The organism is Flavobacterium swingsii, from assembly GCF_900111965.1.
In the GTDB taxonomy this organism is placed as follows: domain Bacteria; phylum Bacteroidota; class Bacteroidia; order Flavobacteriales; family Flavobacteriaceae; genus Flavobacterium; species Flavobacterium swingsii.
The window spans coordinates 392,869-408,278 of record NZ_FOJT01000002.1 but is presented as its reverse complement, the minus strand read 5'-3'; the positions used below and the strand labels follow the sequence as shown (position 1 = coordinate 408,278).

Below are 15,410 nucleotides of genomic sequence, written 5' to 3'. Positions count from 1 at the left end.
TCTGGTTATTCGTATAAATGGAAAATAAAAAAGCACATTGGGAAAATGTTTTTACTACAAAAACGGAAACAGAAGTAAGTTGGTTTCAAGAAAATCCAGAAACTTCAATAAATTTTGTTAAGGAATTTGGTTTACCAAAAAATACGAAAATTATCGATATTGGTGGCGGAGACAGCTATTTTATTGATGCTTTACTGGACTTAGGTTTTACAAACTTGTATTTGTTAGACATTTCAGCCAAAGCAATAGAACGCATTAAAGAAAGATTGGGAGAAAAATCTGAAAATGTAACTTTTATAGTTTCGGATATTTTAGATTTTGAATCGGAAATTACTTTCGATTTTTGGCATGACAGAGCTTCTTTTCATTTTTTGACAACAGAAAATGAAATTAAAAAATATGTCGAAATAGTATCTAAATTGATTTCAAAAGACGGAAAAATGATTATTGGTACTTTTTCTGAAAATGGACCCAAAAAATGTAGTGGTTTAGATATTACACCTTATTCTGAAAGTAAAATGGATACTGTTTTTGAAGATAATTTCGATAAAATAAATTGTTTTACAGAAGACCACAAAACACCGTTTGACACGATACAAAATTTCATTTTTTGTAGTTTTAATAAAAAATAATATGATAAACATTTTAGTCCTTTGCACAGGAAATAGTTGCCGAAGCCAAATTGCACATGGTTATTTAGACCATTTTACTGATAGCAAAAAAGTAAAAATATATTCTGCTGGTGTAGAAACTCATGGCGTAAACCCAAAAGCAATTACCATCATGCAAGAAGACGGAATTGATATTTCTCATCATACTTCTAACAATATCGATGAGTATTTTAACATCCCTTTCGATTATGTAATTACCGTTTGTGACAATGCTAAAGAACGTTGCCCATTTTTTCCATCAAAAGCTGTAAAATTGCATTATAATTTTCCTGATCCTGCAAAAGCCACTGGAACAGACGACGAAATTACAAATGAATTTATATTGGTAAGAAAAATGATTCAGCAATATTGCAAGAATTTTGTTGACGATAATAATCTAAATTAATCTATTAGTTTTCAGTATTTTAATTGATTTGTAAGATTTTTTTTAGTAACTTTGATAGTGAACCTAAAACCTATAATTTATGAAAATAGCTACAATTATTGTACGAGTATTAATGGGTGCATTATTAGTTTTTGCCTCTGCAAGTTTCTTTTTAAAACTTGCCCCTGAACCTGAAGTAACTGGTGATTTTAAAGCATTTCAAGTAGGTCTAGTTGCTTCATCATATCTGATGCCATTAGCAAAAGCACTAGAATTACTTTGCGGATTGTCCTTTTTATCAGGAAAATACGTTACGATTGCCAACATTATTATATTACCAGTAACTTTAAATATTTTACTGATTAATCTTTATATGACACCCGAAAATTTACCCATTGGATTGTTTATCTTTTTAGGAAATTTATTTTTAATTTATAGATATTGGGATAATTATAAAAGCCTATTTACCGCTTAAAAAAAATAAAAAATGCTTCTATATTTAGAAGCATTTTTTATTTATCTATCGATCCTAAAACTCTTTTCATAAAAGCATTCAGAGCTTCTTTTTTATCCATTCCGTCTTTTGTCATCTTATGCACTTCGAGTGCGCCGTACATATTAGAAATTAATTCGCCAATAACATCGAGTTCTTCATCTTTAAGCGATGAAATTTCTGTTAAAGCTTCTAAAACTTCGATGGTTTCTACAAGATAATCTTGGTCGTTTTCCTCTATAAATTGAGTAAGGTGTTTTATAACTGGTAATTTCATTTTTAATATTTAATCGGTTAATCGTTTATTTATTTAATCGATTAAGCAAATAAACGATTAAACAAATAAACTTTTAAAGTATTTCATTCACAAAATCAATCAAAACTTCTGCTTTGTTGGTTTGTGTTTGGTTTACAAATGCTCCGTTTTTGAATATTGCAAATGTTGGCAGATTATCTACATTGGCTAATTTTCTTGATTCAGGGAAGTTTTCGGCATCGGCAATTATAAAAGTTACGTTTTCATTTTCTGAAGCCAGTTTTTTAAATTTTGGTTTCATGATTCTGCAATTTCCACACCAAGATGCTGAATATTGAACCACTACAATATCATTTTCACCAATAATTTCGGCTAAATTATCTTTTTCTAGTTCTAGTAACATAGTTTTAAATTTCAATTACAATAACATAAATCAATGGCAATTAAAATTTAAAAATTGCCATTGAAATTATTATTGAAATTATTATTAGTTCATTGATAAGTATGAAGCTGTACTGTTTCTGTCGGCATTCATTGCTTCTTTACCAGCTTCCCAGTTTGCAGGACAAACTTCTCCTTTTTCTTGAATGTGCGTATATGCATCAACCATACGTAAATATTCGTTTACGTTACGACCAAGTGGCATATCGTTTACACTTTCGTGGAAAATTTTACCAGTTTCGTCAATTAGGTAAGTTGCTCTAAAAGTTACGTTAGATCCTTCAACAATAATTGAATCAGTTTCTTCGCTATAGCTTGTAGAATCGATGTCTAAAATTCCTAAAATGTTAGATAAATTACGGTTTGTATCAGCAAGAATTGGATACGTTACACCTTCTATTCCACCATTATTTTTTGGTGTGTTTAACCAAGCAAAATGTACTTCGTTTGTATCGCAAGAAGCTCCAATTACGATTGTATTTCTTTTGTTAAATTCCGGTAAAGCTGCTTGAAAAGCATGTAATTCAGTTGGACACACGAAAGTAAAATCTTTTGGATACCAAAACAATAATACTTTTTTGTTGTTTTTTGTAGCCTCTTCAAAAATATTGATTTTTAAATTGTCTCCCATTTCAGAAATAGCATCTACTGCAATACTTGGAAATTTTTTACCTACTAATGACATAATTATATGAATTTTAATTTATTTTTTTAATGGTGCAAAAATAACTATTATCTCCATTCATAATAATAACTTTTAATTATATTATCTTATTTCGATATAGTTTAAAGTTATTTAAAGACACTAATAACATAGACTATAAATCTTTAAGAAAAAATGAATATATTTGAAATATAATAATGTTTGGTTTTGTCATACATATACTCCAAAAACTAGGAAGCTTTGTATGGTTTTAAGACCTATAAACGAGTTGTATGCAATTTAAGCGCAGATGTAAAAATCTAACGAAATTTTAAAACGAAATGAAAGTAAATTTTGCAATATTGTTTCTACTTTTAAGTTTATCAAGTTTTTGTCAAAAATTTGAAAACTCTGAATCAAAAGAAGAATTGAGAAAAAAAATAACTGGTAACTGGATTATTAAAAATGATACAACAGATTATGTTTATCAATTTAATTATGATGGAAAACTTGGAAGTTTAGATATTTCAAGTAAAGAACAAGTTCTCTCTGGTAAATTACAAATAAATAGCTGTCCACCTGTTTTTAAAATAGTAAAAACTATATTTGGTAATAAAATCAAATGGACAAGTTTAGGCGGAAGTTGGCAATCAAAAATTAAATATTTAGATGATGAAAAAATGATTTTGAAAACAAGAGGAATTTTAGTCGAATATCTAAAGTTTAAAAGTTAAAACTGCATACAACAGAATCGGAAAAAAACAGAATAATATGAAAACATACTATAAACAATTTATTACTTTTTTATTAGTTGTAGTATTTACATTTAGTTGTAGTAAAAATGAAGAAAATCAAGTAATTCCAATAATTCCAGATTCGAATATCACTTTTTCAAACTCGCCTGTTGATTTACAAGGTATCAATGCGAAATTTGCAAAAGACATAGCTTATGACAACAAGACAAGAACTCAATTTGATATTTGGCTACCAAATTCTAACACGCCAACTGGTTTAGTGATTTATGTTCACGGTGGAGGTTTTACAAGCGGTGACAAAGATTTTGTATATGCCGTTCAATCAGGAGGAGCGTGGGATTTTCCAACAGACATTCGTTACTTACTTCAAAATAATATTGCTTTTGCAACTATTCGTTACACCTATCTAAATAATACAGGAGAAATGGAAGGTGTTAAAAAACCAATGTCAGATGTAAGGAGAGCATTACAATATATCAGAAATCGGGCAATTGATTTTAATATTAACAAGACTAAAATAGTTTTGGCAGGTAATTCAGCTGGTGCAAGCACTTCACTTTGGATAGCATTTAATAATGATTCTGCTGATGCTCAAAACAACGACCCAGTTTTAAGAGAATCAACCAGAGTAAAAGGCGTAGTAGCGAGAGAAACTCAAGCAAGTTACAACATTGAAGACCGTTGGGTAAATGATGTTTTTAGTGATTATGGAGTAACTTGGTCAACAATTTTGGCAAATGAAACAGGAAACATTCAAAAAATATATGGAGTTTCCTCAAATGCTCAATACGAATCGCCTACCATTGATACTTATAGAACAGAAGTTGATATGTTATCTCTAATGACTTCAGACGACCCAGAAATATGGATAAACAATACACTTAGAGATGTAGTAAATCCGTATAATCCTTATGTTCTAGATATTCCTTCTCATCACGCTTTTCACGCAAGAGAATTAAAACAAAGAGCAGACGCAGTTGGAGTTGAAAATGTGACATATTATGGAAAAAACCCAATCTTGTATTCTGACCCAAGTAATGAAATTTGGACACAATTCTGCAAAAGAAAAATTAATGAATAACTGCCTACAACAAGGCGGTTTGCAAAAATTGAGGTTTAGTCATTAATTTAAACTCTGTTTTGTACTTTTTTGGTTCGTGATTTAACTAAAATTTAGTAAAACCAAATTCCTCAATGTCATAAAGCTGTCGGAACGTTATTTAAAAGAAAAAACATACTCTATAAAAAACTCTCAAGTCACCTTGAGAGTTTTTGTTTATAACGCAAAGAAAAATTATACCAAATCGAAACGATCCAAATTCATTACTTTGTTCCAAGCTTTTACAAAATCATTAATGAATTTTGGTTTCGAATCCGAACAAGCATACACTTCTGCTAATGCTCTCAACTCTGAATTAGAACCAAAAATAAGATCTACGCGAGTACCTGTCCATTTCAATTCGCCAGTTGCACGATTTCGACCTTCAAAAACTGTTGCATTATCAGTTGAAGCTTTCCAAGTTGTGCTAATATCTAATAAATTTACAAAGAAATCATTTGAAAGTGTTTCTGGTTTGTTTGTAAAAACACCTAATTTCGACTGATTAAAATTGGCATTCAATACACGTAAACCACCAACTAAAACCGTCATTTCTGTTGTTGTTAATGTCATTAATTGTGCTTTATCAACCAACATTTCTTCTGCAGAAACGGTATAATTCGTTTTCATATAATTACGGAAACCATCAGCTTCGGGTTCTAAAACTGCAAAAGATTCTATATCAGTTTGTTCTTGTGATGCATCTGTTCGTCCAGCCACAAAAGGAACTTTTAGATTTTGTCCCGCATTATTAGCTGCTTTTTCAATTCCAACAGAACCTGCCAAAACAATTAAATCGGCTAAAGAAACTTTTTTACCATCAAATTGTGAATTGTTAAATGCTGATTGGATACTTTCTAATGTTCCTAACACTTTCGATAATTGAGAAGGATTATTAACTTCCCAATTCTTTTGTGGTGCTAAGCTAATTCTTGCTCCGTTGGCACCACCACGTTTATCTGAATTTCGGAAAGTAGAAGCCGATGCCCACGCTGTAGAAACCATTTCAGAAACCGTTAATCCTGAATCAAGAATTTTAGTTTTCAATGCAACAATATCATTTTCATCGATTAATTTATGAGTAACAGTCGGAATTGGGTCTTGCCAAATTAACTCTTCTTTTGGAACTTCAGGTCCTAAATAAAGTGGTTTTGGCCCCATATCTCTGTGCGTTAATTTGAACCAAGCACGAGCAAATGCATCTGCAAATTCATCAGGATTTTCATGAAAACGTTTAGAAATTTTAGCATAAATTGGATCCATTTTCATGGCCATATCTGCAGTTGTCATCATTAATCTTTGAGATTTTGATGCATCACCAGCAGTTGGAGCCATTTTTGCATTTGATCCAGCAGTTGGTGTCCATTGATGAGCACCAGCTGGACTTTTAGTTAATTCCCATTCGTAACCTAATAATACATTAAAATAATCGTTATCCCATTGTGTTGGATTTGGTGTCCATGCTCCTTCAATTCCACTCGTAATAGTGTCGTTACCTTTTCCACTACCAAATGTATTTTTCCAACCTAAACTTTGTTCTTCAATAGAAGCACCAGCAGGTTCTGGACCAACATATTGACCCGGATCAGCAGCACCATGCGCTTTTCCAAATGTATGTCCGCCCGCAGTTAATGCAACCGTTTCTTCATCATTCATTGCCATACGAGCAAAAGTTTCACGAATGTCTCTAGCAGAAGCCAAAGGATCAGGATTTCCATTAGGTCCTTCTGGGTTTACATAAATAAGTCCCATTTGAACCGCAGCTAACGGATTTTCTAATTCCCTATCACCTTCATAACGTTTGTCATCTAACCATTTTCCTTCTGGTCCCCAATAAATATCTTCTTCTGGTTCCCAAACATCAGCACGACCACCACCAAAACCAAAAGTTTTAAATCCCATTGATTCTAAAGCACAGTTTCCTGCTAAAATCATTAAATCTGCCCAAGAAATTTTATTCCCATATTTTTGTTTGATTGGCCAAAGTAATAAACGAGCTTTATCTAGATTTCCATTATCAGGCCAACTGTTTAGTGGTGCAAAACGTTGTGTTCCAGCTCCAGCTCCACCACGACCATCGGCAATACGATAGGTTCCAGCACTGTGCCAAGCCATACGAATAAAAAATGGACCATAATGTCCGTAATCGGCTGGCCACCAATCTTGAGAATGGGTCATTAAGTCTACGATATCTTGTTTTAAAGCTTTATAATCAACACTTTTAAATGCTTCTGCATAGTTAAAATCTTCTCCCATTGGATTAGATAGTTCCGAATGTTGACGAAGAATATTTAGTTTCAATTGATTTGGCCACCAATCTGTATTTCTTGTTCCGCCACCGGCAGATTGTTTTGGTGTACCTCCAGAAAAAGGACATTTTCCTCCTCCGTTTGAATTTGTGTTATTTTCCATAATGCAATAGTTTTTTGATTTTCAGTTTATTATATCAAATTTAAGGATTAAACCGACAAGATTATATCAGAATTGATTATTAATTTTTATTTTAAAATAGCAAATAACTATCATTTTTAATAAGAATTATGAAACATAAAATTTTTATTCAGTAAGTTTTATATATTTGTTTCCTGCAAAAAAAGCAGCATTAATCAAACTATAATTAACCCATTTATGTCTTTTTCAAAATTATTCAGAAAAAAAACAGTACAAGATATTCTTAAACAAGTCGCTCAAAATGAAGCCGACGGTCATAATAGCTTAGGAAAACATTTAAAAACCAGAGATTTAGCTGCTTTTGGAATTGCTGCCATTATTGGTGCAGGAATTTTTAGTACGATAGGAAAAGCTAGTTTTGATGGTGGACCCGGAGTAATTTTCTTATTCCTATTTACTGCCATTGCTTGTAGTTTTGCCGCTTTTGCTTATGCAGAATTTGCTTCGATGGTTCCCGTTTCAGGAAGTGCATATACCTATTCTTATGTTGCATTTGGAGAAATCATCGCCTGGATTATAGGTTGGGCTTTAATTATGGAATATGCTATTGGTAATATTACCGTTGCCATTTCATGGAGTGATTATTTTACGGGATTGATGGACGGAATTATAACCACATTAAACACCAAATACGGATTGCATTTAAAACAAATAGCCGAATGGGTTCAAATGGATTACTTAACCGCTTCTAACGGATTCAAGGAAGCTACTGCCTTAATGCAAGGTGGAAAATCGTTCGAAAACTTATCTGATGGATTAAAAAGTGCTTACACTGCCTGGACAACTGCTCCAACATTAGGGTCGTTCCATTTTGTAGCCGATTTACCCGCTTTATTCATTATTATTTTAATTACTGCATTAGTTTACAGAGGAATGAAAGAATCACGAAATGCCAGTAACTTTATGGTAGTTGTGAAACTTTGTATCATTTTATTAGTAATCGCTGTAGGTATATTTTATGTGGATACTGCCAATTGGCATCCGTTTGCACCAAATGGTGTAGGTGGAATTCTAAAAGGTGTGTCTGCTGTTTTCTTTGCTTATATTGGTTTTGATGCTATTTCAACTACTGCCGAAGAATGTGAAAATCCACAACGTGATTTACCACGAGGTATGATGTGGGCTATCATTATATGTACCGTTTTATATATTATTATTGCTTTGGTTCTTACTGGAATGGTCAATTATTCTGAATTGAATGTGGGTGATCCATTAGCATTTGTTTTCGATAAATTAAACTTGAAATGGATGTCAGGAATTATTGCCGTAAGTGCTGTAATTGCTATGGCAAGTGTTTTATTGGTCTTCCAGATGGGACAACCAAGAATTTGGATGAGTATGAGCCGTGACGGATTATTGCCGAAACGTTTCTCTAAAGTTCACCCTAAATTTAAAACACCTTCATATGCAACTATTGTTACTGGTTTTGTGGTTGCTATCCCTGCGTTATTTTTGAACCTTACAATGGTAACCGACCTATGTAGTATTGGAACTTTATTCGCTTTTGTATTGGTTTGTGCTGGAGTTTTAGTATTGCAAAACAAACCAAATATTCCAAGAGGAAAATTCAAAACACCTTATGTGAATTCAAAATTTGTAATGCCATTTTTAATTATTATAGGTTTTATTTTTGCATTTATATACAATAAGCAATCTACCATGGATTTCTTAACTAATGAAAAACAAATTAATGATCCAGCAACGATTGTGACTTCTTTAAACAAAGAACAAACAACACTTGTTTTTGATTATATTACTAAAAATAATTCTGGAAATGTTAAGGCTTCAGAAGATTTAGAGCAGGTTTTGAGTGATTTCCAACAAAAAGACGACACAAGTTATAAAATAGTAGTAGATAGTCTTCCAATTGATAATTCATTGAAATACGAAAGTGGTTTCAGTTTATTTAAACACAAAATTCCAATGTGGATTTTCTTAATTGTTTTATTTGGTCTAACTATTTGGTCTAATCGTCAGAATTTATCATTAATACCTCTTTTAGGATTAATCTGTTGCTTGTATATGATGGCCGAATTGAGCATCTGGAATTGGATTTACTTTACGCTTTGGCTATTAATTGGTCTTTGTATTTACTTCGGGTTTAGTCGAAAAAATAGTAAATTGAATTTGGCAGAATTAAAATCTGATATTGAAAATTAATAAAATTTTAAATCAATAAAAAAATCCCATCTCAAATTGAAATGGGATTTTTTATTTTATAAGAATAAATCTACAAAATTTCTAATTCTTTCATACAAGCATGCATCATCTCATAAGTACGATTAATATCATTATCTAAACCTATCGAGAAACGAATTAGACCATCTGTTAAGCCCATTTCTGCTTGCTCTTCCAAAGGAATTTCACTAGATGTAGAAGTTCCCGGAGCACTAAACAAAGTTTTATAAAAACCTAAACTTACTGCTAGATAACCTAAGTTTCTTTCTTGCATCAGTTCCATCAATTCGTTGGCTTTATCAAGCGAACCCACATCAATAGTCATCATACCACCAAAACCATATTCGTGGTTAATCATACCTGAATAAACTTCGTGACTTGGGTGAGATTTCAAACCTGGATAAACCGTTTTTATTCCGTTTTCTTCAAATTTTTGAGCCAAAAACATCGCATTATGACTGTGTTGCTTCATTCTAATGTGCAAAGTTCTCAAGTTTTTCATCACACTTGCCGAACGCAAACTATCCATCGTTGGTCCTAAAAGCATACTAGCACCAGAATTTACATTTTTTAAATCATTAATAAATTCTTGCGAAGCACAAACCACACCACCTACCGTATCACTACTTCCATTGATGTATTTTGTTAAGCTGTGAATCACAATATCCGCACCTAATTTTACTGGAGAAACCGACAAGGGCGAAAAAGTATTATCAACCACTAATTTCAAATCATGTTTAATCGCAATTTTTGCCAAACCAGCAATATCAGCAACTTCAAGCAGAGGATTACTCACCGTTTCGCAATACAAAACTTTTGTATTTGGCGTAATGGCAGCCTCTACAACATCCAATTTAGTAATATCTACAAACGTAGTTTTGATACCAAATCGTGGTGCTAAATTTTTCAAAAAAGCATACGTTCCACCATAAATAGTTCTACTCGAAACAATATGATCACCGTTGCCACACAACTGCAAAAGCGTTGGTGTAATAGCTCCCATTCCAGAAGCGGCAACGTTTGCCGTTTCCGTTCCTTCCATCGCAGCAAGTGCTTTGTCTAAATACAAATTACTTGGCGAAGAATGGCGAGAATATAAGTAACAACCTTCAGCATTACCTTCAAAAGTGTCGAACATTGTTTTTGCCGACAAAAAGGTATAAGTCGAACTATCTGAAATAGATGGGTTTACACCACCAAATTCTCCAAAATATTGTAAATCTTGTATTTTGTCTGCGGGATTAAAATTTTTCATACTTTTATTTATTTTTTAGAAGCTATTTCCTGCTATCCACTTTATCTTTTTGTTTGTCGAAAAAACAAAACAAAAAGGATATCGTTTCTATCAGGGCTAGGACATTCCATTATTAACTAACAATCATCAAAAAAACAAAATATTAGATTTAATTACAATACAAATTAAATAAATTAGAAAATAAAACTATAATTTAATATATTTGTAATTATTTAAACATTAAATTTAATTATAAATCCTCATTTTTAGAAAATTTAAAATCATGAATTTAGACGAAATCGACAAAAACCTATTAAAACTACTACAAACCGATAGCAAAAAAACAACAAAAGAACTTTCTTCGAAACTAAATCTTTCTGTAACAGCGGTTTACGAACGCGTAAAAAAACTAGAACGAGAAGGTATTATAGAAAAACATGTTGTTTTGTTAAACAGAAAAAAGGTTGAAAAAGGATTTGTAGTTTTCTGTCATATCAAACTCATTCAACACACAAAAGAATTCTTAACAAAATTTGAAAGTCAAGTAATTAAACTCCACGAAGTACTAGAATGTCATCACGTGAGTGGCGATTACGATTATATTCTAAAAATTGTTCTCAAAGACATGGAAGAATATCGTGAATTTCTAGTAGAAAAACTCACGACATTAGAGCATATAGGCAGTACGCACAGTACATTCATGATTTCTGAAGTAAAAAACACAACCGTTATAGAAATTTAATTTTTTTTTAAAATTGCTATTAATTTTTGCCATTGTCATTGCAATTAAATTCGTAATTTTGCATCACTAAAAACAAAAACACACTTACTATGAGTTCATTTGACGTAGTCATTATAGGTTCAGGTCCAGGCGGATATGTATCAGCAATTCGTTGCGCACAATTAGGTTTCAAAACTGCAATCATCGAAAAATATTCGACTCTTGGCGGAACCTGTCTTAATGTAGGTTGTATTCCATCAAAAGCATTATTGTCATCATCACACCATTACGAAGAATTACAACATTTTGCAGACCACGGAATTGAAGTTTCGGGAGAAGTAAAAGTAAATCTAGAAAAAATGATTGCACGCAAACAGGCTGTTGTTGACCAAACTTCTGGCGGTGTAAAATTTTTGATGGACAAAAACAAAATCACAGTTTTCGAAGGATTAGGTTCTTTTGAAGATGCAACTCATGTAAAAGTTACAAAAGCAGACGGAACTTCAGAAGTTCTTGAAGCTAAAAATATTATTATTGCAACAGGTTCTAAACCATCAAATCTTCCTTTTATCAAAATCGATAAAGAAAGAATTATCACATCAACCGAAGCCTTAAAATTACCAGAAGTTCCTAAACATTTAGTAATTATCGGTGGTGGTGTTATCGGGATTGAATTAGGTCAGGTATATTTACGTCTTGGAGCACAAGTTTCGGTAGTAGAATATATGGACAGAATTATTCCAGGAATGGATGCTAGTTTGTCTAAAGAATTGACAAAAGTGTTGAAAAAACAAGGCATGAAATTCTACGTTTCTCACAAAGTAAAATCGGTTGAAAGAAATGGCAATGCTGTTACTGTTCAAGCTGAAAATGCTAAAGGAGAAACCATCACTCTTGAAGGTGATTATTCGTTAGTTTCTGTTGGTCGTCGTCCTTATACTGATGGGCTTTCGGCAGATAAAGCTGGTGTAAAAATTACTGACAGAGGTATGGTTGAAGTTAACGATCATTTACAAACTTCGGTTTCAAATATTTATGCTATTGGAGATGTAGTTCGTGGTGCAATGTTAGCGCACAAAGCAGAAGAAGAAGGTATTATGGTTGCCGAAATTTTGGCAGGTCAAAAACCACATATCGATTATAATTTAATTCCTGGAGTCGTTTATACATGGCCAGAAGTTGCTGCTGTTGGAAAAACAGAAGAGCAACTAAAAGCTGATGGTATTAACTATAAAGCGGGAAGTTTCCCATTCAAAGCATTAGGAAGAGCAAGAGCTGGTGGAGATATCGACGGATTTGTAAAAATTCTTGCCGATGCAAAAACGGATGAAGTTCTTGGAGTTCATATGATTGGTGCTCGTTGTGCCGATTTAATAGCCGAAGCTGTAGTAGCAATGGAATTTAGAGCATCTGCCGAAGATATTTCTAGAATGTCACACGCACATCCTACATTTGCAGAGGCAATAAAAGAAGCAGCATTAGCCGCAACTGATAATAGAGCATTGCACGTATAGTTTTATTTATATATTACAAAAAAAGCCAAATCTTACGATTTGGCTTTTTTTATGTAAAAATTTTTAATTTATTCTTTCTCCCACTTTCCTACAACACTTGTCGCTAATGCATTTCCTAACACGTTTGTTGCGCTACGAAACATATCACAAAAATGGTCTATTGGTAATATTAAAGCAATTCCTTCTACTGGAATATCAAACATGCCACAAGTAGCGGCAACTACTACTAAACTCGCCCTTGGCACACCTGCAATTCCTTTGCTGGTAAGCATTAAAACCAAAAGCATGGTCATTTGTGTGGGTATATCTAAATGAATTCCTGAAGCTTGCGCAATAAAAATACTAGCAAATGTCATATACATCATACTTCCATCAAGGTTGAAAGAATATCCTAGGGGCAACATAAACGAAACAATTTTGTCTTTTACACCAAAACGTTCTAATTCTTCGGTTAGTTTAGGAAAAACCGCTTCCGAGCTTGTAGTTCCGAAAGCAATGATTAATGGACTTACAATATGTTTTAATAAAACTTTCATTCTGCTTCCCAAGAAAATAAATCCAATTACAAGTAAGAAAACCCACAAGGAACTAATTCCTACTAAGAAAGAACCAAAAAACTTGGCATAAGTTAATAACAAATCATTTACATCACGAATGGCAAAAACTCCCGCAACAGCACCAAATACTCCTATTGGCGCAAATTTCATTACGTAACCAACCATTTTAAGAATTACATGAGAAATTATTTCTAATACATTTGTTACGGGTTTTGCATAAGTCCCCATTGATGCAGTTGCCAACCCGAAAAAGATAGAGAAAATAACAATTTGCAAAATCTCATTGGTTGCCATGGCTTCAAAAATACTTTTTGGAATAATATGTTCTATAAAGTTTTGTGCCGAAAAATTTTGTGTTTTATCTGTAACCTCAGAAGCGGTTGCTGGATCGATATCTATTAATTTTAGTCCAACGCCTGGTTCGAAAAAATTGACCCAAAACATCCCTATTAACAACGAAATAAAGGAAGCCGTAAAAAACCAACCCATTGCCTTTCCTCCTATTCGTCCTACGGATTTGATGTCGCCCAATTTTGCAATTCCTACCACTAAGGTTGTGAGTACTAATGGTGCAATAATCATTTGTACCAAACGAATAAACACGGTGGCTAACATTTTTATATAACCACTAAATGCTTTGGCATCTTCTGGTGTGTAATTGTTGTGAATAAAGATTCCTAAAACTGCTCCAAGAAGCATTGCTATTAGGATTTGAGTGGTAAGGTTACTAAAAATTGATTTTTTGGTTTCGATTTTAGGTTCTGTTGAATTCATAGTTTATGGTTGAATGTTATTGTTTTTTAGCCCCGATAGTAGTGGAAATCCTTTTGTTTTTTTCTTTAAAAAACAAAAGATTGGAACGTATAGCGGGATTGGCTTCTAATGCTTGTTATAAATTTTATTTAAAAGAAAAAAATCAGCAATTACAAGTGCTGCCATTGCCTCTACAATGGGAACAGCACGTGGCACAACGCACGGATCATGACGTCCTTTGCCTTGTTGTTCGATAATTTCGTTCGTATTTGTGAGTACTTCTTGTTTTTGAATAAGTGTGGCTACGGGTTTGAAAGCAACACGGAAATAAATATCCATTCCGTTTGAAATTCCGCCTTGAATTCCTCCTGAAAGATTCGATTTTGTAGTTCCATCTTCGTTATAAGAGTCGTTGTGGTCGCTTCCTTTCATCTTAGCGCCACAAAATCCGCTCCCGAATTCGAAACCTTTTACCGCATTTATAGAGAGCATAGCTTTGCCTAATTCAGCATGAAGCTTATCAAATACTGGTTCTCCGAGACCTATTGGTACGTTTTGTATGACGCAAGTTATAGTTCCGCCAACGGTGTCTCCTTGTTTTTTAATTTCTTTGATATAGTTTTCCATTTTCTCAGCCGAATCCAAATCTGGACAACGGACAGCATTGCTTTCTATTAATGAAAAATCTAAATCTTGGTAAGGTTTGTCTATAAAAATTTCTCCTACAGATGATACAAAAGCATTTATTTTTATTTCCGGAATGACTTGTTTTGCAACCGCACCAGCCACTACTCTACTGGCTGTTTCCCGAGCAGAACTGCGTCCACCTCCACGATAATCACGAATTCCGTATTTTTTTTCGTACACATAATCCGCATGACTTGGACGATATGAATCTTTTATGTGTGAATAATCATCAGATTTTTGATTTGTATTAGACACAATAAAACCAATTGGAGTGCCTGTGGTTTTTCCTTCAAAAATTCCTGAGAGAAATTGCACTTCGTCCTCTTCTTTTCGTTGGGTAACTATTATTGATTGTCCTGGTTTACGGCGTTGCATTTCGATTTGAATGGCGTCTAAGTCGAGTACTATGTTTGGCGGGCAACCATCGATAATTCCTCCCAAAGCTTCTCCGTGAGATTCTCCAAAAGTGGTAATTTTAAAAATGTTTCCGTAACTATTTCCTGCCATTATTTTTAGTTTGAAACAAATATAACCTAATCATTAAAACTTATAAAATAATATTTAGATTTAATTTAGATATCATTAAATAAATG

15 protein-coding genes are annotated in these 15,410 nt (G+C 33.0%); 8 read left to right on the top strand and 7 right to left on the bottom strand.

Annotation, left to right across the window (positions count from 1 at the left end; all coding sequences use genetic code 11):
- The first annotated feature begins 17 nt into the window (after window positions 1–17).
- From BM053_RS04680 to BM053_RS04670, 3 genes are all read left to right on the top strand, one after another.
- Window positions 18–632: a class I SAM-dependent methyltransferase gene (locus tag BM053_RS04680; RefSeq protein WP_091474557.1), complete on the top strand. Its 615-nt coding sequence runs from the start codon at window positions 18–20 to the stop codon at window positions 630–632.
- A 1-nt stretch (window position 633) separates the two neighbouring features.
- Window positions 634–1,056, top strand: a complete 423-nt coding sequence (locus BM053_RS04675) for an arsenate reductase ArsC (protein WP_091474755.1) — start codon at window positions 634–636, stop codon at window positions 1,054–1,056.
- Window positions 1,057–1,135: 79 nt separating this feature from the next.
- Window positions 1,136–1,510, top strand: a complete 375-nt coding sequence (locus BM053_RS04670; RefSeq protein WP_091474555.1) for a DoxX family protein — start codon at window positions 1,136–1,138, stop codon at window positions 1,508–1,510.
- Window positions 1,511–1,547: 37 nt separating this feature from the next.
- On the opposite strand, the gene BM053_RS04665 is transcribed toward BM053_RS04670, so the two are convergent.
- The 3 genes from BM053_RS04665 to BM053_RS04655 form a co-directional block, all read right to left on the bottom strand.
- Window positions 1,548–1,805, bottom strand: coding sequence for a DUF6952 family protein (locus tag BM053_RS04665; RefSeq protein WP_091474553.1), 258 nt, complete (start codon window positions 1,803–1,805; stop codon window positions 1,548–1,550).
- 73 nt (window positions 1,806–1,878) lie between these two features.
- A complete protein-coding gene (locus BM053_RS04660) occupies window positions 1,879–2,187 on the bottom strand; it encodes a thioredoxin family protein (RefSeq protein ID WP_091474551.1) in 309 nt (102 codons plus the stop codon).
- Window positions 2,188–2,271: 84 nt separating this feature from the next.
- A complete protein-coding gene (locus tag BM053_RS04655; RefSeq protein ID WP_091474548.1) occupies window positions 2,272–2,910 on the bottom strand; it encodes a peroxiredoxin in 639 nt (212 codons plus the stop codon).
- A gap of 299 nt (window positions 2,911–3,209) precedes the next feature.
- On the opposite strand from BM053_RS04655, the gene BM053_RS04650 reads away from it, so the two are divergent.
- Window positions 3,210–3,602: a hypothetical protein gene (locus tag BM053_RS04650; RefSeq protein ID WP_091474546.1), complete on the top strand. Its 393-nt coding sequence runs from the start codon at window positions 3,210–3,212 to the stop codon at window positions 3,600–3,602.
- 37 nt (window positions 3,603–3,639) lie between these two features.
- Window positions 3,640–4,704, top strand: coding sequence for an alpha/beta hydrolase (locus BM053_RS04645; RefSeq protein WP_091474545.1), 1,065 nt, complete (start codon window positions 3,640–3,642; stop codon window positions 4,702–4,704).
- Window positions 4,705–4,917: 213 nt separating this feature from the next.
- Here BM053_RS04645 and katG read toward each other — a convergent pair whose 3' ends face one another.
- Window positions 4,918–7,134 (bottom strand): catalase/peroxidase HPI, encoded by a 2,217-nt coding sequence (gene katG, locus BM053_RS04640; protein WP_091474543.1) that lies wholly within the window; start codon window positions 7,132–7,134, stop codon window positions 4,918–4,920.
- A 216-nt stretch (window positions 7,135–7,350) separates the two neighbouring features.
- Between katG and BM053_RS04635 the strand changes: the two genes are divergently transcribed.
- Complete coding sequence (locus tag BM053_RS04635; protein WP_091474541.1) at window positions 7,351–9,333, top strand: amino acid permease; 1,983 nt, start codon at window positions 7,351–7,353, stop codon at window positions 9,331–9,333.
- A gap of 70 nt (window positions 9,334–9,403) precedes the next feature.
- Here BM053_RS04635 and BM053_RS04630 read toward each other — a convergent pair whose 3' ends face one another.
- Window positions 9,404–10,606, bottom strand: a complete 1,203-nt coding sequence (locus BM053_RS04630; RefSeq protein ID WP_091474538.1) for an aminotransferase class V-fold PLP-dependent enzyme — start codon at window positions 10,604–10,606, stop codon at window positions 9,404–9,406.
- Between the two features lie 262 nt (window positions 10,607–10,868).
- On the opposite strand from BM053_RS04630, the gene BM053_RS04625 reads away from it, so the two are divergent.
- Window positions 10,869–11,327, top strand: coding sequence for an Lrp/AsnC family transcriptional regulator (locus tag BM053_RS04625; RefSeq protein ID WP_091474536.1), 459 nt, complete (start codon window positions 10,869–10,871; stop codon window positions 11,325–11,327).
- 89 nt (window positions 11,328–11,416) lie between these two features.
- Window positions 11,417–12,820, top strand: coding sequence for a dihydrolipoyl dehydrogenase (gene lpdA / locus BM053_RS04620; RefSeq protein ID WP_091474533.1), 1,404 nt, complete (start codon window positions 11,417–11,419; stop codon window positions 12,818–12,820).
- A gap of 68 nt (window positions 12,821–12,888) precedes the next feature.
- Here lpdA and BM053_RS04615 read toward each other — a convergent pair whose 3' ends face one another.
- Window positions 12,889–14,151: a dicarboxylate/amino acid:cation symporter gene (locus BM053_RS04615; RefSeq protein ID WP_091474531.1), complete on the bottom strand. Its 1,263-nt coding sequence runs from the start codon at window positions 14,149–14,151 to the stop codon at window positions 12,889–12,891.
- A 105-nt stretch (window positions 14,152–14,256) separates the two neighbouring features.
- The gene (gene aroC / locus BM053_RS04610) at window positions 14,257–15,324 is read right to left on the bottom strand and encodes a chorismate synthase (protein WP_091474529.1); all 1,068 of its coding nucleotides are present in this window, start codon (window positions 15,322–15,324) and stop codon (window positions 14,257–14,259) included.
- Window positions 15,325–15,410: the final 86 nt, after the last annotated feature.

Coding starts and splice junctions, on each gene's coding strand:
- BM053_RS04675 (WP_091474755.1), top strand. CDS start 634: ATGATAAACATTTTAGTCCTTTGCACAGGAAATAGTTGCCGAAGCCAA.
- BM053_RS04670 (WP_091474555.1), top strand. CDS start 1,136: ATGAAAATAGCTACAATTATTGTACGAGTATTAATGGGTGCATTATTA.
- katG (WP_091474543.1), bottom strand. CDS start 7,134: ATGGAAAATAACACAAATTCAAACGGAGGAGGAAAATGTCCTTTTTCT.
- BM053_RS04680 (WP_091474557.1), top strand. CDS start 18: ATGGAAAATAAAAAAGCACATTGGGAAAATGTTTTTACTACAAAAACG.
- BM053_RS04655 (WP_091474548.1), bottom strand. CDS start 2,910: ATGTCATTAGTAGGTAAAAAATTTCCAAGTATTGCAGTAGATGCTATT.
- aroC (WP_091474529.1), bottom strand. CDS start 15,324: ATGGCAGGAAATAGTTACGGAAACATTTTTAAAATTACCACTTTTGGA.
- BM053_RS04635 (WP_091474541.1), top strand. CDS start 7,351: ATGTCTTTTTCAAAATTATTCAGAAAAAAAACAGTACAAGATATTCTT.
- BM053_RS04615 (WP_091474531.1), bottom strand. CDS start 14,151: ATGAATTCAACAGAACCTAAAATCGAAACCAAAAAATCAATTTTTAGT.
- BM053_RS04650 (WP_091474546.1), top strand. CDS start 3,210: ATGAAAGTAAATTTTGCAATATTGTTTCTACTTTTAAGTTTATCAAGT.
- BM053_RS04630 (WP_091474538.1), bottom strand. CDS start 10,606: ATGAAAAATTTTAATCCCGCAGACAAAATACAAGATTTACAATATTTT.
- BM053_RS04645 (WP_091474545.1), top strand. CDS start 3,640: ATGAAAACATACTATAAACAATTTATTACTTTTTTATTAGTTGTAGTA.
- lpdA (WP_091474533.1), top strand. CDS start 11,417: ATGAGTTCATTTGACGTAGTCATTATAGGTTCAGGTCCAGGCGGATAT.
- BM053_RS04660 (WP_091474551.1), bottom strand. CDS start 2,187: ATGTTACTAGAACTAGAAAAAGATAATTTAGCCGAAATTATTGGTGAA.
- BM053_RS04625 (WP_091474536.1), top strand. CDS start 10,869: ATGAATTTAGACGAAATCGACAAAAACCTATTAAAACTACTACAAACC.
- BM053_RS04665 (WP_091474553.1), bottom strand. CDS start 1,805: ATGAAATTACCAGTTATAAAACACCTTACTCAATTTATAGAGGAAAAC.